This window comes from Ensifer sp. D2-11, assembly GCF_054161295.1.
In genome coordinates, this window is the sequence record NZ_CP096433.1 from 911725 (window position 1) to 937532 (window position 25808).

The 25808-nt window shown below is 63.5% G+C and carries 19 protein-coding genes and 2 pseudogenes; 12 read left to right on the plus strand and 9 right to left on the minus strand.

Annotation, left to right across the window (positions count from 1 at the left end; all coding sequences use genetic code 11):
- The first annotated feature begins 331 nt into the window (after positions 1–331).
- Both M1D34_RS04315 and M1D34_RS04320 read left to right on the plus strand, forming a co-directional pair.
- Positions 332–588: pseudogene (locus tag M1D34_RS04315) on the plus strand (hypothetical protein).
- Between the two features lie 267 nt (positions 589–855).
- A pseudogene (locus M1D34_RS04320) lies at positions 856–993 on the plus strand (resolvase); the annotation flags it as partial.
- A gap of 25 nt (positions 994–1018) precedes the next feature.
- Here M1D34_RS04320 and M1D34_RS04325 read toward each other — a convergent pair.
- The 3 genes from M1D34_RS04325 to M1D34_RS04335 form a co-directional block, all read right to left on the minus strand.
- Positions 1019–1894, minus strand: coding sequence for a 50S ribosomal protein L11 methyltransferase (locus M1D34_RS04325; protein ID WP_003536230.1), 876 nt, complete (start codon positions 1892–1894; stop codon positions 1019–1021).
- A gap of 161 nt (positions 1895–2055) precedes the next feature.
- Positions 2056–2655: an SCO family protein gene (locus tag M1D34_RS04330; protein WP_003536231.1), complete on the minus strand. Its 600-nt coding sequence runs from the start codon at positions 2653–2655 to the stop codon at positions 2056–2058.
- 147 nt (positions 2656–2802) lie between these two features.
- Positions 2803–2961, minus strand: a complete 159-nt coding sequence (locus M1D34_RS04335) for a hypothetical protein (protein ID WP_010969731.1) — start codon at positions 2959–2961, stop codon at positions 2803–2805.
- Positions 2962–3208: 247 nt separating this feature from the next.
- Here M1D34_RS04335 and M1D34_RS04340 point away from each other — a divergent pair, with 247 nt between their 5' ends.
- The 4 genes from M1D34_RS04340 to M1D34_RS04355 all read left to right on the plus strand — a co-directional run bounded on the left by M1D34_RS04340 (position 3209) and on the right by M1D34_RS04355 (position 7116).
- Positions 3209–5278 (plus strand): methyl-accepting chemotaxis protein, encoded by a 2070-nt coding sequence (locus M1D34_RS04340; RefSeq protein ID WP_498780840.1) that lies wholly within the window; start codon positions 3209–3211, stop codon positions 5276–5278.
- A gap of 2 nt (positions 5279–5280) precedes the next feature.
- On the plus strand, positions 5281–5745 hold the full coding sequence (locus M1D34_RS04345) for a chemotaxis protein CheW (RefSeq protein WP_003536237.1): 465 nt from the start codon (positions 5281–5283) through the stop codon (positions 5743–5745).
- 372 nt (positions 5746–6117) lie between these two features.
- A complete protein-coding gene (locus M1D34_RS04350; protein WP_010969729.1) occupies positions 6118–6507 on the plus strand; it encodes a hypothetical protein in 390 nt (129 codons plus the stop codon).
- Between the two features lie 249 nt (positions 6508–6756).
- On the plus strand, positions 6757–7116 hold the full coding sequence (locus M1D34_RS04355) for a hypothetical protein (protein WP_003536241.1): 360 nt from the start codon (positions 6757–6759) through the stop codon (positions 7114–7116).
- A gap of 180 nt (positions 7117–7296) precedes the next feature.
- Here the strand turns inward: M1D34_RS04355 and M1D34_RS04360 are convergent, their stop codons facing one another.
- The gene (locus tag M1D34_RS04360) at positions 7297–7794 is read right to left on the minus strand and encodes a CreA family protein (RefSeq protein WP_010969727.1); all 498 of its coding nucleotides are present in this window, start codon (positions 7792–7794) and stop codon (positions 7297–7299) included.
- Positions 7795–7897: 103 nt separating this feature from the next.
- Positions 7898–9178: a GGDEF domain-containing protein gene (locus M1D34_RS04365; protein ID WP_498780844.1), complete on the minus strand. Its 1281-nt coding sequence runs from the start codon at positions 9176–9178 to the stop codon at positions 7898–7900.
- A gap of 122 nt (positions 9179–9300) precedes the next feature.
- Here M1D34_RS04365 and M1D34_RS04370 point away from each other — a divergent pair, with 122 nt between their 5' ends.
- The gene (locus tag M1D34_RS04370; protein WP_153313404.1) at positions 9301–10011 is read left to right on the plus strand and encodes a phosphoribosyltransferase; all 711 of its coding nucleotides are present in this window, start codon (positions 9301–9303) and stop codon (positions 10009–10011) included.
- A 36-nt stretch (positions 10012–10047) separates the two neighbouring features.
- A complete protein-coding gene (locus M1D34_RS04375) occupies positions 10048–10509 on the plus strand; it encodes a GNAT family N-acetyltransferase (protein ID WP_153313405.1) in 462 nt (153 codons plus the stop codon).
- Between the two features lie 49 nt (positions 10510–10558).
- On the opposite strand, the gene M1D34_RS04380 is transcribed toward M1D34_RS04375, so the two are convergent.
- From M1D34_RS04380 to M1D34_RS04390, 3 genes are all read right to left on the minus strand, one after another.
- Positions 10559–13132 carry an ATP-dependent helicase gene (locus M1D34_RS04380; RefSeq protein WP_498780847.1) on the minus strand — a complete coding sequence of 858 codons (2574 nt, stop codon included), beginning with the start codon at positions 13130–13132 and terminating at the stop codon, positions 10559–10561.
- Positions 13133–13257: 125 nt separating this feature from the next.
- Positions 13258–13668 (minus strand): carboxymuconolactone decarboxylase family protein, encoded by a 411-nt coding sequence (locus tag M1D34_RS04385; protein ID WP_127638901.1) that lies wholly within the window; start codon positions 13666–13668, stop codon positions 13258–13260.
- A 16-nt stretch (positions 13669–13684) separates the two neighbouring features.
- Complete coding sequence (locus M1D34_RS04390) at positions 13685–14506, minus strand: cyclase family protein (protein WP_003534956.1); 822 nt, start codon at positions 14504–14506, stop codon at positions 13685–13687.
- 303 nt (positions 14507–14809) lie between these two features.
- On the opposite strand from M1D34_RS04390, the gene M1D34_RS04395 reads away from it, so the two are divergent.
- Both M1D34_RS04395 and M1D34_RS04400 read left to right on the plus strand, forming a co-directional pair.
- Positions 14810–16006 (plus strand): efflux RND transporter periplasmic adaptor subunit, encoded by a 1197-nt coding sequence (locus M1D34_RS04395; RefSeq protein WP_010969722.1) that lies wholly within the window; start codon positions 14810–14812, stop codon positions 16004–16006.
- Positions 16003–19137 carry an efflux RND transporter permease subunit gene (locus tag M1D34_RS04400; RefSeq protein WP_498780851.1) on the plus strand — a complete coding sequence of 1045 codons (3135 nt, stop codon included), beginning with the start codon at positions 16003–16005 and terminating at the stop codon, positions 19135–19137. Before M1D34_RS04395 ends, M1D34_RS04400 begins: the two co-directional genes overlap by 4 nt.
- A gap of 57 nt (positions 19138–19194) precedes the next feature.
- Here the strand turns inward: M1D34_RS04400 and M1D34_RS04405 are convergent, their stop codons facing one another.
- Complete coding sequence (locus tag M1D34_RS04405; protein ID WP_003534951.1) at positions 19195–19629, minus strand: anthrone oxygenase family protein; 435 nt, start codon at positions 19627–19629, stop codon at positions 19195–19197.
- Between the two features lie 557 nt (positions 19630–20186).
- Between M1D34_RS04405 and M1D34_RS04410 the strand changes: the two genes are divergently transcribed.
- Positions 20187–21593, plus strand: a complete 1407-nt coding sequence (locus M1D34_RS04410; RefSeq protein ID WP_498780854.1) for an FAD-binding oxidoreductase — start codon at positions 20187–20189, stop codon at positions 21591–21593.
- Positions 21594–21693: 100 nt separating this feature from the next.
- Positions 21694–25398 carry an AsmA family protein gene (locus M1D34_RS04415; protein WP_498780856.1) on the plus strand — a complete coding sequence of 1235 codons (3705 nt, stop codon included), beginning with the start codon at positions 21694–21696 and terminating at the stop codon, positions 25396–25398.
- Positions 25399–25808: the final 410 nt, after the last annotated feature.

Genomic DNA, 25808 nt, shown 5'->3' on the forward strand with positions numbered 1-25808 from the left:
GCGGGTATGGTCGGCCAAAAGCCGGTCAGCAGGCGATGCTTCGGCATCGCCTTTGTTTCGAGAAGGCCGCCCCGTCATGATGGACCGGGCGGCCTTTTCGTTTTCTCGGTTCCCCTTTCGGTCGATACTCCTTCTATCGTCATCACTGCGCTTGGCGCAGGAGGGAGGATCCAGTTCGGCGCAATAGAGCCTGTCCGGGACGGAAGTGCCTGTGGAAACAGGCGGTGTCCACGGGAAAACAAATGAAGAACGGTTTGCTTCGTGATATGCCTGCTTACGGTCGACTTGCGAGGATATCTCTCAAACGGAGCATACAGAGGTTGGAGCGGCGATGCTGAAAACCGATACCCGCCAAGCGAATTGGCGCGTGCCAATCCAGGGAAATACGATGCTCATCTCGCTGTGCAGCGAGCAGTGAAGGCAGGCGAACTGGAAAAGCAAACGTGCGAGGTCTGCGGGATCGAAGCGGTCGATGCCCATCACGATCAATACGACGAGCCTTTAAAGGTGCGGTGGCTTTGCCGCCGACATCACACGAGGCTTCATCACTACGGCGAAGACATGTTTCCGATCAGGGATGCACTTTAGAGATCCCCGGAGCTGAATTACGGCAGGGCAAGTTGGTCTTGCCGTCAGCGCGGCTGGATCACGATCAGCGAATGTAATTACAACGTTCTGGAACGATCGTACTACCTCGATTCCGGCCAAGAACCGGTTGGTCGCTTCAGCGATGCGTTTCTTGAGAAAGTGCGACAAGCTTTCGTGCCGTTTTTGGCGGCAGGATCAGCGCGGGTCAATCGAACCTGACGGCGCGCCGGACCCCGGCGACAGCGTGCAAGAAATACGAGCGTATAAATGACGACCTTGATCGGGTATGCGCGAGTCTCGAAAGCGGATGGCAGCCAGCTTCATGACCATCAGCGCGATGCACTGATCAAGGCCGGCGTTCTACAGGAACATCTCCATAGAAATGCGGCGTCCGGACGCCGCGACCGGATGCGTCTGCGATAGGTGTGACTTACCTGGTCAGATGAATGGTTACCCAGCCATTGCGCCAGAGGGTGCGCGCATGTTTGAGGTTCTGGCCGTTATAGGCTGCGAGCACCTTCCAGCGCTGTTCGGCGAGAATACCGGAAAGGATGACCGAACCGCCCGGAGCGAGGTTGGCCACAACTTGCGGCGCCATCTTCATCAGCGGCCGCGCCAGAATGTTGGCGATGATGAGGTCGAAGGGGCCGTTGGTGCTGAAGGTGGTCGAGTGGAAGCCGGGCGCGGTGGCGAAGGTCAGGCCGGTGACGACGCCGTTGCGACGGGCGTTGTCGGCGGCGACGCGGGTTGCGATCGGATCGATGTCGGTTGCGAGCACCGGGACGTGCAGGAGCTTCCAGGCGGCGATCGCCAGCACGCCGCTTCCCGTCCCGAGGTCGAGCGCGTTGCGGACGGGCCGGGAGCGGGCGACGGAGGCAAGCATTTCGAGGCAGCCGGCTGTCGTGCCGTGATGGCCGGTGCCGAAGGCCTGGCCGGCGTCGATCTCGATGGCGATCTCACCCGGCTTCACCTTGTCGCGATCGTGCGAGCCGTGGATGACGAAGCGGCCCGCGCGCACGGGGGCGAGGCCCTCCAGCGACTTGGCGATCCAGTCGACATCCGGCAGCACTTCGCGCTCGATCGGAAGATGCGAAAATTCGACTTCGAGTGCCTGAGCGAGGCGTGATCTCACGCTCTCCTCTTCATCCGTCATCATGTAGACGGAGGCCTCCCAGACATCCCGCTTCTCGTCGATCTCCATGGTCGCGATCGCGTAATCGTCTTCTTCGAAAATTGCGCTCATGACGTCGAGGACGGCTGCCGCCTGCTTCTCGGTAGTGGTGACGAAAAGTCGTATCTCGCTCACGGTGCTTTCCTTCGGCGTGCAGCCATTCAAAAGGGCCACAGCGGCTTCGGCGCGTCCGATCGGATGCGCGGCGCTGTGGGCGGTTCGCCGCTATCATGAATGAGGTACAAAGGCAAAGCGCCGGGTTTACCGGCGCCCGCAGGATACACGGGCAAACATTGTTAGCCGCGCGTGAGGTTTTCCAGCTTCTTGACGGCCGTTTCCGGGTTTTCGCCATAGGCGATCGTTCCGCTGAACTGGCCGTTGGCGTCGAGCAGGAAGACAGAGGCGGTATGATCCATCGTGTAGTCGCCGTCCGGCTTTGCCTCGTCGGTGGGGACTTTCTTGTAATAGACGCGGTAACCCTTGACCATTTCCAGCACCTTGTCGGGCGGACCGGAGATGCCGGTGATGCGCTTGGACACGTTTGAAACATACTGGCCGAGCACTTCGGGTGTATCGCGCTCGGGATCGACGGTGATGAAGTAGGCCTGCAGCTTGTTGCCCTCGGGATCGACCTTATCGAGCCAGCCGTTGAGTTCGAACAGCGTGGTCGGGCAAACTTCCGGGCAATGGGTGAAGCCGAAGAAGAGCGCCGTCGGCTTGCCGGTGAACGCCTTCTCGGTGATCTGCTCGCCATTCTGGGCGACAAGGGTAAAGGGCACGCCGAAGGGGCCGGATGCGGCCTGCTGCTTCGGCTGGGTCATGTCGAAGGTCAGCCAGCCGAGGACGGCCACCATGACGAGAATGGCTACCCAGAGAACGATGCGTATGGATTTCATCATTGCCACCAGTCTGTTGCTGCCCCGACGCATCTGAGACAGACGCGCGGCGCCGTCGGGCCGTCAGGAATGTAGAGCGTTGATACCGCGTCGGACACACGGGTGCAAAGGGGACAATTGCCGCAGGTTCGCTTGAGGCGGTGCGTCTCAGATGCACCAGGCGAGACCGGCTTGCGCCAGCGACAGGAAAATGTCGGCGCCATTCGCGATCCAGCCTTTGAAGGCGAGCAGGAAGACGAGCGCGAGCACGCCGGTGGCGAGGGCGAAGATCAGGGGAGAGAGCGACTTCTTGGTATCCGTGCGCATGAAGCGATCATAGCACGAGACGGAAGGAAAAGGGCAGCAGCGGTCGAAACGCGCGAACTTCCGCAAAGTCGCGGGCAGTGTTTTAGCGATTGTTTAAGGTCTGTTTGCCACTGTCCGCCGACGCGGAGAAGTGCACCACTTCGATATGACATGAGGTCATCCGGTTGATCGAGCCCGGTTTTCCGCATCGATCGCAACGGAGGACCCCGCCTGCCGCCGGCGGGTCCAGCTATGGACTGCCATATCGATGAACACCGTTCCATCCGCCAAGGGAAAGCTTTCCGTCAGCCTACGCCTTGCGACGCTTGCGGGCGCAGCCTTTCTAGGTTTCGGTTCCGTTCTCGCCGTCGGCCTTTATGAGCAAGGCGGCTCGCAAGAGGCACTCGACAAGGCGGTTATCGCTCAGCGCGGCATGGGAACGCTCGAGGAAATGCGCCTTGCCCGCCTGGAGCTCGTGCTTGCGGCAATGGACACCATCGTCGACCGCGGCGAACGCCGGATACAGCCGGAACGTGCGGCCCAGATCGGATCCTCGCTCGAGGTCATCGAGGGCAGGCAAGCCGATCTCGAAGCGCTCGCGCGTCTTATCGGCAAGCCGGAAGTTCTTGCCGGTTTCGAATCGGATATGGCCCAACTGCGCAAGGCCGTCGAGCAGGACCTGAAAGCGCTCGTGGAGGCCGGAGCGCCAGCCGAGGAATTCGCCCGCATCGACGATGTCATCGACGCCGCAGGCGAGCGCGTGGGCGCATCGCTTGCGCAATTGGCCGATGCCGCAGCCAGCCTGGCCGCGGGGCGCATCGCCGATGTCCGCACCAGTGGTGAGCATGCGCTCATGCTCCAGGCAGCCGCCTGTTTGCTGGCAATGGCGACCCTGATCGGCCTGATCTGGTTCCATGGGAACGTCTTGCGCCGGGGCATCCTCGGTCTGCGCGACAGCATGCGGCGGATACATTCGGGCGATCTCACGGCTGAAGCGGCGGGGCTCGACCGCGGCGACGAAATCGGCGAGATGGCACGTTCGGTGGAGCTTTTCCGGGTCTCGGCAATCGAGAAACGCGCGCTCGAGGAAAGGGCCAGGGCGAGCCGGCAGGAAACCGAGACGGAACGCGAGCGTCACGAGACGGAGCGCGAGCAGGCGATCGGACTGATCAACACCGCAGTCGAAGCCCTCGGCGGAGCGCTCAATCAGCTTGCAGACGGCAATCTGGCGGTTGCGATCCGCGAGCCTTTCGATGGCGGGCTCGATGCGTTGCGCCGTGACTTCAACGACACGGTGGAACGGCTGAGCCAGGTCCTTTCGAGTGTCAAGGAGAATACCGCCTCGATCGAATCGAAAGGGCGGCAGATGCGCAGCGCTGCCGACGATCTGGCGCGGCGGACGGAAAAACAGGCCGCGTCGCTGGAGCAGACGTCGGCCGCGCTCGAGGAAATCACCGTCACGGTGAAGACAGCGACCGAGCGCGCCGAAGAGGCGAGCCACATGGTCGACGAGACACGCATCAATGCGGAGGAGTCCGGGCGCATCGTCGGCGAGGCGATCGCCGCCATGGCGCGCATCGAGGGCGCTTCCAGCGAGATCGGCAAGATCATCGACGTGATCGACGAGATTGCGTTCCAGACCAATCTGCTGGCGCTCAATGCCGGGGTCGAGGCCGCGCGGGCGGGGGAGGCCGGCAAGGGCTTTGCCGTCGTTGCCCAGGAGGTGAGGGAGCTCGCCCAGCGCGCTGCCGGTGCCGCGAAGGATATCAAGGCTCTGGTGAGCCGCTCGGGCAATGAAGTCAAGACCGGCGTCAGGCTGGTTCAGGAGACCGGCGACGCGCTCGGCCGCATCGGTGCCAAGGTGGCCTGCATCAACGAACATATGAGCTCGATCGTCATGGCGGCGCGCGAGCAATCGACGGGCCTTCGCGAAATCAATACCGCTGTCGCTCAACTCGATCAGATGACGCAGCAGAATGCCGCAATGGTCGAGCAGACCAATGCGGCCAGCCATACGCTTGCGCAGGATGCCGAGAAACTCAGCGAGATCGTCGGGCAATTCCGCCACGGGCAGGCGCGCGAGACGGCGATTCGCACGGCGGCGATCCAGCCGCCGGGCAGGGCAGGCTCGGCGACGGCAAGCGCTCCGGCGCGGGCGGCAACAGCGACTGCTGCCGCGCTCGTGTCGCTTCGCAAGCCCGCGGCCGCGCAATCATCCACGCGTCCAGCTTCATCTCCAGCAAAGGCGTTGATGGGAAAACTGGCTGGCGCATTCGGTAACAGGCCGGGATCAACGCCGTCGGTAACGGCGTCCGGTGAAAATTGGGAAGAGTTTTGATCATGAGCAACGCAATCAAGCAGTCAGGCGCCTATCTCGAAATCGTCTCCTTTCACCTGGGCGAACAGGAATTCTGCATCGACATCATGGCAATCCGGGAAATCCGCGGTTGGGCACCGGTGACACCGATGCCGCACACGCCGCCCTATGTTCTCGGCCTCATCAACCTGCGTGGTGCGGTGATCCCGGTCATCGACATGGCCTGCCGTCTCGGCATGAAGATGACCGAGCCGTCGGAGCGCTCCGCCATCATCGTCACCGACATCAACGGCAAGCTCGTCGGACTGCTGGTCGAGCAGGTCTCCGATATGATGACGATCCGAAGCGAAGACCTGCAGCCCGCGCCGGAAATCATCCCGGAAGCCCAGCGCGCCTTCTGCCGCGGCATCGTCGCGCTTGAAAAATCCATGGTCTGCTTCCTCAATCTCGACACCGTCATCGCCGAGGAACTGGCGCAGGCGGCCTAGATCACGATGTTTTCAGGTCGGGCCGACCTAAAAACATGAACATGATCGATTCCAGGAAGTTGAGACGCGGGATGCGGGCGGAAAACCGCACCCAAATTTCCTCATCCCGCTCTGAGCCCGGACCTTAATGGACGGTTTGAACAGGCCCGCGAAAGCGGGCTTTTTCGCATGAGCCGGCGGACGCTCGGCGGCTACTGCACGGCGGTCGGCATCACGGCGGAGCGAGCAAATGTGAAAACGTACCGGTCGCGCGCAAGGAACCCCTGCACGCGAAACGAGTTATGAACAGGCAGCATTTGGCGAGAAGCCCTCTGCTGGTGATTACAGCCTCCGCGTTTGGAAGCTGATGTGGAAACAGACAGGAGCAACGCCATGAAAGTTTCTTTCAGAACATCGCTCGCTGCATTTGCCCTCTCATCGGCGCTTGCCGGCGTCGCCGTGCCGGCCTTTGCAGACAGTTACTATCCGGGCATCGACCCGCATAATCCTCCGGGCACCCAGAACAGAGGGGCGGTAATGGTGCCGGCACGTCCCTATTATGTCGATCCTGCCCCAACCGGCAGCGTCTATGTCGATCCCGCACCGACGGGCAGCGTCTATGTCGATCCGGCGCCGACCGGCAGCATCTACATGGAACCGGCGCCGGGAAGCCGAGCGACCAACGCGCCTGGCCGGGTACGTGAGCACTATACGAACGAGTATCAGGGCCCCGGCGACGGCGACTATTATCAAGGCATCTCGCCTCCGGCTCCTCGTCCCTAAACATTTTTAGTTGCCTTCGAGCGCATTGCGCTTTAGCGGACCACCGCCTTCAGAGGCGATGGTCCGCCTCTGTATGCTCTTTCAGTCCAAGGACGCGCCACGATGCCGCCCCCGGCGGTGGAGGGGGCGGTCAAGTTACAGTTACGTAATGAGCATCACTCTTGGATGAGCAAAAGTGACAAATCGTCAAACGCTTTCGACCGGTGCCGGGTGTTATCTTGGTAACCGCAGCATCCGTAGGAGGCTCGTATGCTGAACAGTAGCATCCATTGGGAGGTGGGATGCCTAACGGACATAGGAGTTAATGCCATGAGAGTTTCTCTGAAAACATCATTTGCTGCATTTGTCCTGTCGTCCGCCTTGGTCGGTGCCGCGGTGCCAGCCTTTGCGGACAGCTATTATCAGGGCCTCGACCCGAACCACCCTCCGGGAACCCAGAACCAGGTGCGCATGCCGGCGTCGCGTAACCTGCCTCCGTCTTCGGTCGACCCGACTGCAACGGGGAGTATCGACGGGGGCCGTATGATGTCTCCAAGCGGTACCTACCAGGAGAGATACGACCCGGGTGAGGGCGACTACTATCGGGGCATTGTGCCGCCTAAACCGTAAGGCGCGAAATCAGCTACTGCATGTTTCCTCGAGGCGCACCAGCTCAAGAGACGATGTATGCGGCGTAAAATGCGGCAGACCTTAGTCTCGCAGGAAGCGCGCACTGTAGCTCGGAAGGGGAGTGCGGAAAACCCGTACTCCCCTTCCGGCCGTCTTGATCTGCTGCGTTCGCCGGATCGATTATTCCGGCCGCCCATTCTTCCAGGTGACCGATTGGCCATAGAGCGGGACCGTGGTGATCGACATCTTGGCCGATCCGTCGGTCAACTGCCTCGAATGCGCCAGATAGATCAGCGTGTCGTTGGCCTTGTCGTAGATGCGGGTCACCAGCAGGTTCTTCCAGATGAGAGACAGTCCGGAACGGAAGACTTCCTCTCCCTCCTTCGACAGGTCGATATCATCGATGGCGATGGGGCCGGTCTGGCGGCAGGCGATGGAGTTGTTCGACGGATCCTCGAACCAGTTGCCGTTCTTCAGGCGGTCGATGACGCTGCGATCGAAATAGGTGACGTGGCAGGTAACCCCGGTCACCTTCGGGTCGCTTACGGCATCGATCTTGATGTCGTTGCCGAGCCAGTCGACCCCGACCTGGCCAACGGTTTCGGCGTGGACCGGCGAAACCGCTGCGGCCGAGACGGTGAGGCCGGCGACAAGCAAGGCACGGATGCGGCGCAACATGAGTATCCTCCAATGAACTGCACCGTTCAGATAGGCAGCGGATGCTGCAATGCAAGCACCGGCCGTCAGACCCGGCGATATGCAGGATCCATCGTGCGAGAAGTCACGCCGAGTGGCGCAGTTCCGACCGTGCAGCACGGGCTTCGCGCAATTGCGCGGCGGCTGCCGCAAGGGCGCGGGCGCTGGCGTCGATGCGGCGATCCCTTGCTACCGAGCAACGGTCGCGACCATCCGCCTTTGAGTCGTAGAGAGCAAGGTCGGCGCGTATCATCACGTCGGTAATCGTTTCGCCCGCAATGGCGGCGGCGATCCCGATGCTCACGGTCAGACGGATGCGCTGATGCGAGCGGCCGGCCGGCGTCTCACGCACCACGCGGCAGATATCCTCAGCAAGCGCCCTTGCCTGATCTTCCGTGTGGTCCGGCAGGACGATGCCGAATTCCTCGCCACCGATCCGTCCGAGGACGCCCCGTCCGGCGAGGAAAGCCGAGACGGTATCGGCAAAATGCGCGAGCGCCATGTCGCCGCAGGCGTGCCCATACTGATCGTTGATTTGTTTGAAGAAATCGAGGTCGAGCAGCAGGAAGGCAGCCGGCTCCTGGCGTGCCACGCACTCGGCGAAGATCCGCTCGCCCTCTTCCATGAGCGTCCCGCGTGACAGCGCACCGGTCAAGCCGTCGCGTGCGATGATGGCCCTCAATCCGGCGATGACCCGGGCCTGCATCGTGAGGATCAAGGCCAGGAAGAGGAGGGGAAGGCACAGCACCCGCATGGTGACGAGCAGGAAATCGAACAGGCTCGAGGCGGGCGAGCCCGGCGGTCCCGGCAAGACGTGCGCCGATGGGCCGAGGGCATGGGCAAGGGCGGTGAAAACCACGGCGGCGGAGCCGACGACAACGACCTGGATCGCCGGCTTTTCGCCCGGCCAGCGGTCGGCTGCGGCCAGACCAAGGACGAGAAGTAGAGCTGCGACAACGCCCGCAACGACGATCATGCCGGCGGCCGGGCTGTCGTGGCCGCCGAGAGCGATGATGAAGCCGAGCACGCCGCTCGAGAACGCGAGCACCAGACAAAGCGAGGCCGGAATCGACAATGCGAGGAACCGGCGGAGGCCCTGGAGGACGAAGAAGAGGGCAACGGCGAGACCCGCATAGCCGAACATTGCGGCGACCGGCGCCTGCAACGCCGCCGCAACCGTCAAGGCGCCTGCCGACGCTGCCGAGAGCGCGCAACTGGCGGAGAACTCCCGAACACCGGCAACCGGCCGCAGAGAGAGGAGAACGGGTAGCATGGCAAGAAGTGCGATGACCGGTATGGCGGAGAGAAAGCTCATTTCGAAACGGCCTGTCGTGCTAAAATAAAGTGCGGCTTGCGTTTCAGCCATTATGCGAGGCCATTGGTAACGATGGCGCATTAACGAAAGCTGGCGAAAATCGCTGCAATTTGAGCGATCACTCTCTCCATAGTTGTGGCGATCGGTCGCAGAGCTTTTCAGGGAGCGGTGTCATGGCCCAGGAAGGCATATCCTTTGCAGACATACCCTTTGCAGACAGGGCCGATGCGGGTCGAAGGCTTGCTCGCGTCATCGAAGCGCATCTCACCGAGAAAGCGGACTTCGCCGACCCGCTCGTGATGGCATTGCCGCGCGGCGGCGTACCGGTCGCCTTCGAGGTGGCAAGAACTCTCGGCGCGTCCCTCGAGCTCCTCATCGTTCGCAAGATCGGCGCACCGGGTCATCCCGAATTCGGTCTCGGAGCGCTGGTCGACAGCGACGAACCGCAAGTCGTGCTCAATGCCGAGGCAATGCGTATCGTGAATCCTTCCGAGAAGTACGTCCAGGCGGAGACCGAGCGGCAAAGGCTCGAACTCGCGCGACGCCGCGTCCTCTATCTGGGCGACCAGGCGCGAATTTCTCCAAGCGGTCGCAATGTCATCATTGTCGACGACGGCATTGCCACGGGCGGAACGGCCAAAGCTGCGGCGAAAGCCCTGCGGCAGGCAGGTGCCGCGGCACTAATGCTCGCCGTGCCGGTCGCCCCGAAGAGCGCGATCGCAAGCCTGGGGGACGACGTGGACCGGCTCGTCTGTCTCGCCAGCCCCACCCCTTTCCATGCCGTCAGCATCTATTACGACGATTTCGAGCAGACCACGGATGCCGAGGTGATCGCGCTGTTGAGGCAGGCGAGGGGCGGTGACACAGGCTTCGGGCAAAGATAGTTGTAATGCGCCTGAACTTGCGAACGAGGATTGAGAATGTCCGACTATCTTGCCATACGCCCGGTAACGCGCCTCGACTATGAGCAGTGGCTGCCGCTTTGGGACGGCTACAACGCCTTTTACGGCCGAGCCGGCGAAACCGCGCTCCATCCCGACATCACCCGGATGACCTGGTCCCGCTTCTTCGATGCCTATGAGCCGATGCATGCGCTGGTCGCCGAAAGCGAGGGGCGGCTCATCGGACTGACGCACTACATTTTTCACCGCAGCACGACGTCGATCCAGCCGAATTGCTATCTGCAGGACCTTTTCACCGATGAGGCCGCCCGCGGCAAGGGAGTCGGCCGGGCGCTCATCAACGGAGTCTACGAAGCGGCGAAACGCGTGGGGTCGCCGCGTGTCTATTGGCTGACCCACGAGACCAACGACACGGCGATGCAGCTCTACGACAAGGTGGCCGAGAAGTCGGGCTTCGTTATGTATCGAAAGATGTTTTGAGGCCGACAAGGTAGAGCGGAAAACCGCTGCACGGTTTTCCCGGAAGTGCTCACACCCGTTCTACGAACCCATCCAGCACGCGCTTCTGCCCGGCGCGGTCGAAATCGATCGTCAGCTTGTTGCCCTCGATCGCCGCGATGTTGCCGTTGCCGAACTTGATGTGGAAGACCCGGTCGCCGACATTGAAGCGGGAGGGCTCGGCGCTCGTCGACTTGGCGACGAGCTCGCCTTCGATGGTGCGGGTGCGGGGGCCCGATTCGCCGTAACCGATGCGTTCGATGGCGTGGCCGGAGCGGGTGCCCCAGTTGTCTCGGGTGGCCTCCGACCGGTGCTGCTGGGCGCGTTTCCAGCCGGGCGTCTGGTAATTGTTCTCGAAGGGATCGGCCTTGTCGAAGCGCGACTGGCCGTAACCGCCGCGACCGTAACCGCCATAGGAGACCTCCTGTTCGGCCACTTCCACATGAGCGATCGGCAACTCGTCGAGGAAGCGCGAGGGAAGCGTCGATTGCCAGAGGCCGTGGATGCGGCGGTTCGAAACGAACCAGATATGACAGCGGCGCTTGGCACGGGTGATGCCGACATAGGCGAGGCGGCGCTCCTCCTCCAGACCTGCGCGGCCGCCTTCATCCAGGGCGCGCTGATGCGGGAAGAGCCCTTCCTCCCACCCCGGCAGGAAGACGGTGTCGAATTCCAGCCCCTTGGCCGAATGCAGCGTCATGATGGAGACGGCATCCATATTCTCGTTCTGCTCGGCGTCCATCACCAGCGCGACGTGCTCGAGAAAGCCGCGCATGGACTCGAAGGCTTCCATCGAACGAATGAGCTCCTTCAGGTTTTCGAGGCGCCCGGGCGCTTCCGCCGATTTGTCGGCCTGCCACATGGCGGTATAGCCGCTCTCGTCGAGGATCCGCTCTGCAAGTTCGGTGTGCGGCGTCGTTTCGAGCAATGTCTGCCAGCGGCGGAAATCGGCGACGACGTCGAAGAGGCCCTTGCGAGCCTTCGGCTTCAATTCGTCCGTCTCGACGATGTCGCTTGCCGCGGCTAGCATCGGGATGTCGCGGGCCCGGGCATAGTCGTGCAGGGTGCGGACGGTCGTCTCGCCGAGGCCGCGCTTCGGCGTGTTGACGATCCGCTCGAAGGCGAGGTCGTCGGCGGGCTGGCAGACGAGGCGGAAATAGGCCATGGCATCGCGGATTTCGAGCCGCTCATAGAAGCGAGGGCCGCCGATGACGCGATAGTTGAGGCCGAGCGTGACGAAGCGGTCTTCGAATTCGCGCATCTGGAAAGAGGCGCGCACGAGGATCGATATGTCGTTCAGATTGTGCTTCTTGCGCTGGAGCTGCTCGATCTCTTCGCCGATCGCGCGAGCCTCCTCCTCGGAGTCCCAGGCGGCATGAACATGCACCTTCTCGTCGTCGGGATTCGTGCGCTCGGTAAAGAGCGTCTTGCCGAGCCGGCCCTCGTTATGGGCAATCAGATGCGCCGCCGCGCCGAGGATATGCTCGGTCGAGCGGTAGTTGCGCTCCAGCTTGATGACCTTGGCGCCGGGGAAATCCTTCTCGAAGCGGAGAATGTTGTCCACCTCGGCGCCGCGCCAGCCGTAGATCGACTGGTCGTCGTCGCCGACGCAGCAGATGTTGACGGTGGGTTGCCCCTCACCCCGGCCCTCTCCCCGTTCTGACGGGGAGAGGGGGGATTGCGAACGCGCCGCTTGTCCCTTCTCCCCGTCGGACGGGGAGAAGGTGGCCGGCAGGCCGGATGAGGGGCGATTTCGCGACGCTTGCGTCTGCTGGGCCAGCAGCCTCAGCCACATATATTGCGCCGTGTTGGTGTCCTGGTACTCGTCGACGAGGATGTAACGGAACTTGGCGTGATACTCCTTCAGCACGTCCGGATTGGCGCGGAACATGCGGATCGGATGCAGCAGCAGGTCGCCGAAATCGCAGGCATTCAGGGTCAGCAGCCGGTTCTGGTAGGCGGCATAGAGCTCGCGGCCCTTGCCGTTGGCAAAGGCGCGGGCATCGCCTTCCGGGATTTGCGACGGGTCCAGGCCCTTGTTCTTCCAGGTGTCGATCATGCCGGCGAACTGCTTGGCCGGCCAGCGCTTGTCGTCGAGGCCCTCCGCCTGGATGAGCTGCTTGATGAGGCGAACGACGTCGTCGGTGTCGAGGATGGTGAAGTCGGACCGCAGACCCACCAGCTCGGCATGGCGGCGGAGGAGCTTGACCCCGATCGAGTGGAAGGTGCCGAGCCAGGGCATGCCTTCGACGGCGTGGCCGACGAGCACGCCGATGCGCTCCTTCATTTCCCGCGCCGCCTTGTTGGTGAAGGTGACGGCGAGGATCTGCGAGGGATAGGCGCGGCCGGTCGAAAGGATATGGGCGATCCGCGTCGTCAGAACGCGCGTCTTGCCGGTGCCGGCGCCGGCGAGCACGAGTACCGGACCTTCCAGCGCCTCGACTGCCTCCCGTTGCTCCGGATTGAGCCCGGAGACGTAGTCCGGTCGCTGGGCCTTGTCGCGGGCGGCCATGGCGCGCGCGGCGATGCCGCCGCCGGCGGCCGCGGGTTTCCGCGGCGCGGGCTCCTCGTCGAAAAAGGGAATATCGTCAAAACCTTTGGTCATGCGGCCCAATGTAGTGATTCGGGACCGAAAGGCCAGAAAGGATGTTCTTCTTTTATTCCGGAACCTTCGCCCACCCGGGCATGCCTGTGGAAAGACTGGTGTTTTCAGGCCGGCATGCCGAGTTTTTATGTTCTGCCGGACGCGTCGAACACCGGATCGACCGGCACCTGCAGGGCCGTCGCGAGCTGGTTGGTCTTGGCGGCAAGCGAAATGACGCGCAGGAGATCCGCGTGCTCGGCGTCCGTCATTCCCTTGGCCCTGGCGGCGGCGGTATGGGAATGAATGCAGTAGCCGCAGCCATTGGTCACGGAAACGGCGATATAGAGCATCTCCTTCACCAGTGGGTCGAGCGGCGAAGGCGTCGCCATCACCGCCTTGACCTCCGCCCAGGTCCGCTCCAGCAGGCCGGGGTCGAAGGCGAGCCAGAGCCACATATTGTTGATGAAGTCCGATTTCCGGGTCGCGCGGATGTCGTCGAAGACGGCCTTGACGCGTGGGTCGGATTCGGGACCGGATGGCGGCGCAACAGTGCTCATGCTTGCTCCATGCGTTTCAAACGAGAGCGAAGACGCGGGCCGGGCCGCCGGTGCCGCCGCGGTGCTTGGGCGCGCCGAGGACCAGCGTCGCGCCCTTCGCCGGCAGCTTGTCGAGATTGGCGGCCGCCTCGAGCCCCCAGCGGCCTTCCGGCAGCCAGGCGTAGTGGGCGGCGAAATCGGGTGAGATGCCGTGGTCGAGCGAGAGCGTATCGACGGCAATGCCGGCTGCCCTCGTGTCCTCGATCAGGAACTTGGCTGCTTCGACGTGAAAGCCGGGGAAATGCATCTTTCCAGCCGTGTCGGCATTGCGGAACTTGTCGCTGCCGAGATGATCCGACCAGCCCGACAGCATGGCGACGCAGGCGTTCTCGGGAATGTCCCCGTTGGCGGCGATCCACGCTTTGATGTCGTCCGGCGTCAGCTGCGCATCCGGATCGGCGGCCGCCTTCTCGCGGATGTCGACGACGCAGAGCGGCACGATCAGCTTGTCGAGGGGCAGCTCCGCCACCGAAAGGCCGTCGGCGGAGAAGTGCAGCGGCGCGTCGACATGAGTACCGGTGTGCTCGTTCACCCGAAGTTCGAACAGGTTGAACTTGTGTTCGGCATACTTGAACTTCTGCTCCCGGAAGAATTGCTGCTGGCCGAAGAAGGTCGGAAACTCCTCATGAAGTTCATGGGTGAGATCGGTGACGCTGCCGTGGCCGGCGGCAAGCGCCGGAGGTACGATTCCCATGCCGGCGGCGGCAATGCCTGCCGTACCGACCGCGGCCGCACGGAGCAAACCGCGCCGCGACACCATCCGCTGCTTGACCGATTCGATGACGCATGCATCGCACATTGCCGTCTCCCTTCGTGTCGAGAGCCGGCCCGAAACAGCCGCCGGCGACGAACAGAATAACCGAGCCACGCAAGCTGTAAACATGCCGCCGCCTCACCGCCGGCGTGTGCGTTTCAGGACGGGCGCAAGCGCCATCATGCCGCCACCAAAATCGCTTTTGTTACAATTGCGTAATGATGCCATTCCGAGATTGCCCGGACGTCTGCAAACAACGATAATCAGCGCAAATCGGAACGTTCCATCGGGTGCGCGCCTCGTTGGAGCGCGCTTTTCTTTTGGAGAGCTTTTCTTTTGGAGACATGAATGCGCTTTTGGAATCAGCTCGCGATCAGCGTCGTCGTCCTCGCCGTCGGGGGCGCCGCGTGGGTGCGTCTTGCGCCCGGAGCGGGTGAGACCTTGGCCGCGATCGGGGTTTCGCAACCGTTGATCGATGCCTTGTCGGGACCGCAGGGCGGCGAAGGGGCAAGGGGCGGTTCGGGCGATAGCGAGCGCGGGCAGGGTCGACGCAGCGGCTTCGCGGAAGCACCCCTGGTCGTCGTCAAGCCGGCCGAGCGCGCCGTCGTCAACGACAGGCTGAACGCGATCGGCAACGGCGAAGCGATCCGCTCGGTTACCGTGACGCCGACCGCAACGGGAAATCTCACCGAAATACTGGTGAAGTCGGGCGACAGGATCACGGAAGGCCAGGTTATCGCGCGCCTCGACAGCGACGACCAGATGATCGCTGCCGAGCAGGCGCGGCTGACGCGCGACAGTGCCCGGGAGAAGGTCGAGCGCTACCGCAATCTCAGCACCGCGCGCGCAGTGACGGCCGTTGAGGTGCGTGACTCCGAAATCGCGTTGCAGGCGGCCGAACTGGCGCTGAAAACGGCCGAGCTCGACCTGAAGCGTCGCGATATCGTGGCGCCCTCCAAGGGGGTGGTCGGGATCATCACCGTCAATATAGGAGATTACGTCACGACCTCGACTCCGATTGCCGTCGTGGACGACCGGTCGCAGATCCTCGTCGATTTCTGGGTGCCCGAGCGCTTCGCCGGCAAGATCTCCGTCGATCAGCCGGTGACCGCGAGCGCGATCGCGCAGCCGGGACGTGCACTTCAGGGCGTCGTTCACGCGATAGACAACCGCCTCGACCCGGAGAGCCGGACGCTCCGGGTCCGGGCGCGACTCGAGAATCCGGATGACATGCTGCGCGCCGGCATGTCCTTCTCCGTCACCGTGGCATTCGACGGCGACCGATATCCCACCGTCGACCCGCTGGCCATCCAGTGGAGCTCCGAAGGCTCCTTTATCTGGCGGGTCAAAGGCGACAAAAGCGAGCGCGTGCCGATCAAGATCATCCAGCGCAATCCCGACAAGGTGCTTGTCGATGCGGAACTCGCCGAGGGCGACCGCGTCGTGACCGAGGGCGTGCAGCGGCTTCGCGACGGCGGCGTGGTGCGCATCGCCGGCGAGCCTGCGGCCGAGGCCGAGCAGAAGGTCGCGGGAGACGCTCAATGAATATCGGTATGGGAGGCCATCAACCGGGTGGAGGGCAGGGCGGAAAGACGGGTTTCACCGCGCTTTTCATCCGCCGGCCGATCTTCGCCCTGGTCGTCAACACATTGATCGTCGTGGCTGGTCTTGCCGCCTGGAATGGCGTCGAGATCCGCGAACTGCCGCAGGTCGACCAGCCGGTGGTCTCGGTCACGACCGAGTTCGACGGCGCCTCGCCGGAGACGATCGACCGTGAAGTGACCTCGGTCATCGAAGGTGCCGTCTCGCGCGTGCAGGGCATCAAGGGCATTTCGTCGTCCTCTTCGTTCGGGCGCAGCCGGGTCACGCTCGAATTCTCCGACACGACCGATATCGGCCAGGCAGCCAACGACGTTCGCGATGCGCTCGGCCGGATCACCGGCCAATTGCCTGATGATGCCGACGAGCCGCGCATCGTGAAGGCGGATTCCGACAGCCAGCCGATCATGCGCCTGGCATTGACCTCCGACACGATGAGCATGGACGACATGACGCTGCTCGTCGAGAACGAGATCAGCGACCGGCTGGCGGCGGTCGAAGGCGTTGCCGACGTCACCGTCTACGGCGATCAGGAGAAGATTTTCCGTATCGACCTCAACCAGGCGAAGCTCGCCGGACGCGGCGTCACCGTGGCCAATCTTCGCGAGGCGCTTTCCGACGCCTCCTACGATGTGCCTGCGGGCTCGCTGACGAGCGCAAGTCAGGACATATCCGTTCGGGCGACGGCCGATCTTCAGACGCCCGAGCAATTCGAAAACCTCATGCTCGGCAACAATGTCCGGCTTCGCGACGTGGCGACCGTGACCCTCGGCCCGGATACGGGCACCTCGGCGCTGCGCTCCAACGGCCGCGAGGGTATCGGCCTCGGCATCATCCGTCAGGCCCAGTCGAACACGGTCGATATTTCCGAAGGCATGCGCAGCGTTGTGGACGCGATCTCCTCGGATATCCTGCCGCCCGGAACCGAACTCAAGATCACCAGCGACGACGCGGTGTTCATCAACGGCGCCATCCACGAGGTGGAGATCGCACTCTTCGTCGCGGTTTTCATCGTCACCCTCGTCATCTACCTGTTCCTGCTCGACTGGCGCGCGACGCTTATCCCGACCATCACCATGCCGATCGCGCTGATCGGAACGGTGGCCGCGATCTATCTTGCGGGCTTCTCGATCAACATCCTGACGCTTCTGGCGATCGTGCTTGCGACCGGGCTCGTCGTCGATGACGCGATCGTGGTGCTCGAAAATATCGTGCGGCGCCGGGCGGAGGGCCTCGGTCCGCGCGCCGCCGCCGTGCACGGTACGCTCGAGGTCTTCTTCGCCGTGCTCGCAACCACGGCCACGCTGGCGGCCGTGTTCGTTCCTCTCTCCTTCCTGCCGGGGCAGACCGGGGGCCTCTTCCGTGAATTCGGCTTCGTGCTCGCCTTCTCGATCCTCCTGTCGTCCTTCGTCTCGCTGACGCTCTGTCCGATGCTCGCCTCGCGCATGCTGACGAAAGAGCCGCATGAGCATGACGGGGTGATGCAGCGCTTCGGACGGCGCGCTTCCGCCTTCTACCGCGTAACGCTTCGCGCCTGCCTCAATGCGCCGCTCATCGTCTTCGCGGTGGCCGCTTTCTTTACCGCCGCCGGCGCTCTGGGCTTCCTGACGCTCAAGTCGGAGCTGACGCCGAACGAGGACCGTTCGCAGGTCATGCTGCGGATCAACGCGCCGCAGGGCGTCTCGCTGGAATACACGCAGGCACAGCTACGCCGCATCGAAGAGGGCCTGCAGCCGCTGCTCAAATCCGGCGAGATCAGCAATGTGTTCTCGATTTCCGGCCAGGGCGGCTCGGCCAATAGCGGCTTCATGGTCCTGACGCTTGCCCCGTGGGAAGAGCGCGAGCGTACGCAGGGCCAGATCGTCGCCGACATCAACAGGGCGACCTCGAAGATCCCGTCGGTTCGCGCCTTCACCATCCAGGCGAACAGCCTCGGTATCCGGGGTGCCGGCAGCGGCCTTCAGGTCGCGCTTGTCGGCAACGATTACACGAAGCTGGGCGACGCGGCGGCGAAGCTCGTCAGGGCAATGGAGGATACCGGCCGTTTCGAGAATGTGAGGCTCAACTACGAGGCCAATCAGGCGCAATTGTCGGTGACGATCGACCGCGAGCGCGCCTCCGACCTCGGCGTGGACATAGGTGGCCTCTCCTGGGCGCTGCAGGCGATGCTCGACGGCAGCAGCGTCGTCGACATCTTCGTGGAAGGAGAAGCCTATCCGGTCAAGCTGCTCTCTTCCACCGAGCCGCTCAACGACCCGACGGACCTGCAGAACATCTTCGTCAAGGCCGGCGACGGCCGCATCGTGCCGATGTCGTCGATCGCAACGGTCGAGGAGAAGGCAGTGGCGCCGCAGCTTTCCCGCGAGTCGCAACTGCGCGCCGTTTCGCTCTCGGCGGGGCTGAAATCCGATCTCGCACTCGGCGAGGCGCTGTCGATGGTCGAAGAGATGGCCGAACCCCTTCTGCCGCCGGGATCGCGGGTCATGCCGCTTGCCGAGGCCGCGACACTGGACGAGAACGCCAACGGCCTGTTCGTTACCTTCGGCTTCGCGCTCGTCATCATCTTCCTGGTGCTTGCGGCGCAATTCGAAAGCTTCGTGAGCGGCCTCATCATCATGTCGACCGTGCCGCTCGGTCTCGCCTGCGCCGTCTTCGCAATGATCGTGACCGGCAACACGCTGAACATCTACAGTCAGATAGGGCTCGTCATGCTTGTCGGCATCATGGCCAAGAACGGCATCCTGATCGTAGAGTTCGCCAACCAGCTCCGCGACCGGGGGCAGGACGTCCGCAGTGCCATCGAGAATGCCGCCAATATCCGTCTCAGACCGGTGATGATGACCATGATCGCGACCGTCGTGGGCGCGGTACCGCTGGTGCTGGCAAGCGGTGCCGGCGCCGAAGCGCGCATCGCGCTCGGCTGGGTCCTCGTCGGCGGGTTGGGCCTGGCGGTGGTCGTGACGCTCTACCTGACGCCGGTCGCCTATCTGGTCATTGCCCGCTTTACCAAGCCGCATGCCGACGAGGAGCGGAAGCTGCAGGAGGAGATGAACGCGGCCGAGGTGCTCAAGATCTGAGATGAGCGAGATCTGGCGCGCAGCGGCAGGTGGCGCGGTGCGATTGCCGCGAGATCGTCAGAAGCCGCCTGCTGCGGCAGCGAGATAGATGACGGTGGCGAGCGCACCGAGGGCGCTGCGGCCGGCATGGAGCTTGCCCCAGCGCTCGATGAGTTCGCGGGTCTCCGCATTCGCCTGATCCGGACGGGTCGTCTCCAGGCGCTGATTGACGGGCATGATGACGAACAGCGTATAGGGCCAGTTGAGTATGATGACGGCCGCTCCCAAGCCCCAGAGCGCATCGCCCGACTGCCACCATGCCACAGCGCCGAGAAGGCAGGAAACGATCGCGAGGGGAGCCTGCATCTCGAAGCCGCGCCGATAGGCGGGCACCCATTCCCGGAGCGCTGCGCCTCCGTCCAGGGCAAGCCTGGCAGGCTGTTCAGCCACATTGATGTAAATGGCGGCGCCGAAGAAAATCGACGCGGTGATCAAAGCAAGCAGCCCGAACATGCGACGTTCTCCCTTTCCGGACATAATACCCTATAGGCCTGCAAACAAAAGACGCATTCGCTGCAGCGCCGGTGCAGTCGGCCGGACTTGTGACAAGCCGGTATCACCGGCGGTAATTTTTTGACGCGAGGGCACTCCAAACCGGTGAACTTCTGGACAAAGTGATTCCGATTTGCACAGTAGCCCGTTGAAATGTAAGCGCTTCCGGCCGGCCGGCTGGCTACAGCGCCGCGCGTCTTATCAGACGCGCAAAGGTCGCTGTAGCACTTTGATCTGCTGCATGTTTTTGTCCTTTAATCGGATACGATTAAAGGAAACATGCAGTAGGACGCGTCCGGATAAGGACGGTGTCGATCTTCGAAGCCGTCCAAAGCGCCCGAGACGGATTTGCGAAAGCGGAGGCGGGAGAGTGAGCTCTCGCGTATTTTCCTTGTCGCGCCGGACCGGTGCCCTTAATTCGAGTGCGGATTAGGGATAGATTATGCGGGCGCTCAAGACGAAAGAGCGCTCTTCCGGGTGCCGCGAAGGCGCATCGGGAGATGAGAAGGAGAATTTTCGTGGCGTTGAACGCAATCCGGGCAGGGGCGAGAAACGAGAACGGTATCGCGGCGGCCAAAACATACCTCGCCACACGCTTCGGCGATCGATTCCAGACCGGTGAAGCGATCCGGGCCCAGCACGCCAACACGACGACCTACATTCCCGCGCAGCTCCCCGATGCCGTGGTTTTCCCCGAAAGTGCCGCCGAGGTGCGCGAGATCGTGGAGATCGCATGTGAACACCGCGTGCCGCTCATCCCCTTCGGAACGGGCTCCTCGCTCGAAGGTCACGTCAACGCGCCCCATGGCGGCATCTCCGTCGACATGATGCGGATGAACCGCGTGCTCGCGGTCAACGCCGAAGACCTGGACTGCACGGTGGAGCCGGGCGTGACGCGGGAGGAACTCAACAGCTACCTGCGCGACACCGGTCTCTTCTTCCCGATCGATCCGGGCGCGAACGCCTCGATCGGCGGCATGGCGTCGACGCGTGCATCGGGCACCAATGCGGTGCGCTACGGCACGATGAAGGAAAACGTGCTCGCCGTCACGGCCGTCGTCGCAGGCGGGCGCGAAATCAGGACGGCCCATCGGGCGCGCAAGTCGTCGGCCGGCTACGACCTGACGCGCCTCTTCGTCGGCGCGGAAGGCACCCTCGGCATCGTCACCTCGATCACGCTGCGCCTGCAGGGCATACCGGAGGTGATCTCCGGCGGCGTCTGCCCGTTTCCGACGATTGCCGACGCCTGCAATGCCGTGATCCTGACGATCCAGTCCGGCATCCCGGTGGCGCGTATCGAACTCCTGGACGCGTTGCAGATGAAGGCGTGCAATGCCTATTCGGGCCTGACCTACCAGGAAACGCCCACCCTTTTCGTCGAATTCCACGGCAGCGGGGAGAGCGTCGAGCTGCAGTCCCGCCAATTCGCCGAAATAGCGTCGGAATTCGGTTCTACGGGTTTCATCTGGACGACCAATCCGGAAGAGCGGGCACGGCTCTGGAAGGCACGGCACAACGCCTACTGGGCGCAGAAGAGCCTCATGCCCGGGCGCGCCATTCTCTCCACCGACGTCTGCGTGCCGATCTCGCGCCTTGCCGACTGCGTCGCGGCGACGCATGAAGACATTGCTGCGCATGGCTTGGTCGCGCCGATCGTCGGGCACGCCGGCGATGGAAATTTTCATGTGGGGTTGCTCTTCGACGACAAGGATGCGGCTGATGTGGCGCAGGCGGAGGCTTTCGTCGAGCGGCTGAATGCGCGGGCGCTGTCCATGGACGGCACCTGTACGGGCGAACATGGGATCGGGCAGGGCAAGATGCCGTTTCTTGCGGCCGAACTCGGTGATGCGCTGGATCTGATGCGGCAGATCAAACGCTCTCTCGATCCCGACAACATCTTCAATCCGGGCAAGATCTTTGCCTGAGACTTGCAAAACCGGCTCAAAGCCGCAATGCAGGGGGCGAACGAACTGACGGGAATGTGACACGGTGCTGGCGCGAATTCTGGTTACCCTCGGAGGACTGTTGGTTGTCGCGCTCTTTGCCGCGCTGATCGCACCCCTGTTTATCGACTGGACCAGCTTCCGTAACGATTTCGAGCGGGAGGCAAGCCGCATCATGGGCAAGCCCGTGGTGGTCCACGGCAGCGTCGATGCGCGTCTCATTCCCTTTCCCACGGTCACGCTCAACGACGTCCGCGTCGGAGCGAGCGACGGCGGCGCACCGCTGATTCAGGTCGCGCAGTTTTCAATGAGCGCGGAGCTTGCTCCCTTCCTGAGCGGCGAGGCGCTGATATTCGACATGCGGCTCGACCGGCCGAAGGCGCGGCTCCGGCTCCAGCCCGATGGCACGCTGGATTGGGCACGCGGGTCGCGCGCCGCGATCCCCGCCCATACGGTCATCCTGGAGAAGGTGGAGATCGCCGACGGCGAGATCGAGTTTGTGGATGAGCAGACGGGGCGCACGCGCCGGGTCAGTGACCTCTCCGCCGACCTCTCGGCCCGCACGCTCGCCGGACCTTGGAGGGTCGAGGGCCGTGCGACGCTCGACGGGGAGGCGGGAAGCTTCTCATTGTCGAGCAACACCGTCGACGAAACGGGCGCCTTGAGCCTGCGGGCGCGGCTGGTGCCGGACGAACGGCCCTTCGGCGTGGAGCTCGACGGCGATCTGAAGATCGTCGATTTCAGACCGGTTTATGCCGGGCGCTTCACGCTCACGGAGAACCGGCCCGCCAGCGAGGTCAAGGCGGACGGCGCCCTTCGCATCAACGGCGAGTTCCAACTCACCAACGAAAGCATCCGCGTACCGGAATACCACTTCGAGATCGGGCCGCCCGACGATCCCTATATCGTCACCGGCGAGGCAACGCTCGACACCGGCAAGGACCAGAGATTCCTGCTGATCGCCGACGGCCAGCAGATCGATGTCAGCCGCATCGGCAATTCCGGCAGCAGCGGCAAGACCGGGCGCGACCCGGCCATTTCGCTCCGCCAGCGGATCGACGCAATGCTGGCGATCGCCGCCGATATCCCTATTCCGCAGGTGCCGGGACGGGCCAGTCTGAAACTTCCGGCGATCGTGATCGGCGACACGACGGTGCGCGACGTCCGCCTTGACGTCCGGCCCGACGGCGCCGGCTGGATCGTCGACAATGCGGTCGCACTCCTGCCCGGCCGCACGCAATTGGAAGCCAAGGGCCGGCTGAACCTCAAGGAGCAGCGCTCCTTTCGCGGGGACCTCGTCATCGCCTCGAACCAGCCATCGGGATTTGCCAATTGGCTGGCGGGATCGGTCGATCCGGCGATACGCACGCTGAAAACGGCCGGGTTTTCGGCGACGGTCAATCTGACCGACACTCTGCAGCAGTTTGAAAACCTTGAAGTGGCGGCAGGTCCGGCCACGTTGCGCGGCAGGATCGAGCGCCAGTCCTTCGCCGAGCAGCCGCCCGCGCTGTCGTTGCAGTTGAAAGGCAACCGCATAGATCTGGAGGCGCTTCAGGCCCTTGCCGGCCTTGTCGCGGGCGACGCCTCCACCGGGACGTTGCTGCAGCACGCCATCGCTGCCGATCTTTCCGCCGAGACATTCTCCGCTTTCGGTGAGGAAGCGCATGACGTCCAGGCGGTGCTCACCTTCAAGAACGGCCAACTGCAGGCGGAGCGCGTGGCGATCGGCGCTCTTTCCGGCGCACAGCTTGCCTTCTCCGGCCGCATGAGCGGCGGGCTTGAAAAACCGGTCGTGTCGGCGAAGATGAAACTCGCCGCGCAGGAGCTTACGCCCTTCCTCGAAATGATCGGACGGCATAGCGCGGCCCATCCGGCGCTCGCACGGCTGATCGAGGCCGGACCCTATTACTCCGACGCTGCTTTCGATGTAACACTGACGGCCGGCAACAAGGAGGGTAACGCGCCCTTCACCTTCGGCGTGATCGGGACCGCCAACGGAGGCAAGATAGCCGCCAGCTATCAGGCGCCCGATCTCGCCCAGGCGCTCGCCGGCCAGGGCATGCTGCTGGAGGCGACGCTCGAGAATCCGCAGACATCCGTTCTCCTGGGGCAGGCCGGATTGGACCCGCTGCCCTTCGAAGCGGACGCAAACGGCATTCTTGCCATAAAGCTGCAGAGCACGGACGGCTCGAAGGCCAATGGCTCGCTGACCTTCACCACCGAGCGGACGTCGCTTGCGGCGAACGGTGTCTTCGATCTTGCGCGCGCGCACTATCTCGAAGGACAGGGGAAGCTCACGCTGAAATCCGAGGACCTGGAGCCCTATCTGCTGTTGCAGGGCATCGGGCTGCCCCAAATGGGCAGCGGTTTGCCGGTGACGGCCTCGGCTGAGTTTGCAACCGACCCCGAAAAAATCTCGATCAACGCAATAGAGGGCAAAGCCGACCAGAATGGCTTTGCCGGCGCGCTTTCGATCGACCGCAAGGTCCCTGGCAAGGCCGAAGGGGAGCTTGCGATCGACGCCCTCGATCTCGCCTGGCTCGGCGAAGGCGTTCTAGGGCAGGTCCACGACACAAGTACCGGGGGACTGGCGCTGGCACCGGTCGTAAAACCGGCATGGACCGGACTCGATGTGGCGCTCAACGTAAGTGCGAAGCGATTCTGGCCAGGCGTCTACGGCCCGGTGACCGGCTTTGCCGGGAAGCTGCAATGGAAGGGCGATGAACTCGCACTCAGCGACGCGACGGGAGACTGGCTGGGGGGCAAGCTCGCGGGGCGGCTGCAATTCGGCAATACCAATGGCTCCGGCTACCTGCGCTCGAAGTTCGATCTCACGGGTGCCGACATTGCCGAAACGGGTTGGGTGCGGGCGACTGGCCCGGTGGCGACCGGCCGCTTCGATCTTGCGGTGGCGATGGAGGCTGCGGGCGCAACGCCGCAGGCAATGGTGCATTCGCTCAGCGGATCGGGAACGGCGAGCTTCAACGGGCTTACCCTCAACGGCATCAATACGGCGGCGCTGCCGCAACTGATGGCGGCCGCGGACGCCATGAAGACTGATATCTCGCCCGATGCGATCCGCAAGGCTGCAGAGAACCTGCTCTTCACCGGCCAGTCGGTCGTCGGCGCTGTGAAGGTGCCCTTCGGCATCGCAGGCGGAACCGTCAGGGCGCAGAACGTCACCGCGGGCGATGGCAACGCCGCCTTCAGCGGGGAGGCCGCTTTCGACTTGCCGGCAGGGCGAATGAACGGAGCGATCGAACTGACGTTCCGTCCGGGCGAGGAGGCGCTTGCGGGAGCAGAGCCGCGCGTCCGGTTCGGCTATGCCGGGCTGCTTGCATCGCCCGGTGTGACGGTCGACGTCACGGAGCTTTCGAACTTCCTGTCGCTCAGAGCCTTCGAGCGTGAGCGCAGGCGTGTCGAGACACTACAGGCGAATGTGCTCGAAAAGCAACGTTTGCGCCGCGAGGTCTCGCTTTATCGGGCGCGCGCGGCGGAGCGTGAGCAGCAGCGATTGCGGACGATCGCCGAAGAGCGCCGCCGTCAGGCAGCGGCGGCGGAAGCGGCGCGGATGCGGGCGGAGGCGGAAGCACGAGCCGCCGCCGAACGCCGCGCGGAGGAGGAGGAGCGGCTGAGAATGCGGCAGCTGTCGCCGCGCAGCATCGGTCGCCAGCAGGCGCCCGTCACTCCGCCGGAGGATGGCGGCACCCGACAGGGGCAGAATGCGGGCCCGCCGGCAGGTCATGGCCTGAATTTCGATATGCTTCCCGACATTACTGTGCAGTAGCAGAGCAGTGTGCGGCACCCGCCCCTCATCCCGCTGCCGCGACCTTCTCCCCGCAGGCGGCTACGGCATGCACATATCTCTTGCGCGCCGGTGCGGCGGATACTGCTCATGAAAGGGATCCCTCGGGAACCCAACCGGCTCAACCGCGCTCGGTCGGGGTTGCCCCTCAACCGGCTGCCGCCACCTTCTCCCCGCAGGCGGGGAGAAGGGATATGCCGCGCCCGCTCGCTCCCTCGGGCGGACGGTGAATGCGGGGTTCAGTCGGCGCCGCTTGTCCCTTCTCCCCGCCTGCGGGGAGAAGGTGCCGGCAGGCGGATGAGGGGCGGGTGACCGCTAATGCCAATGTTAGCGCATATGGGTTTGATCCCAAGGACCCAACCGCAAGCCTCGCCACTGCTGGAAATACAGAT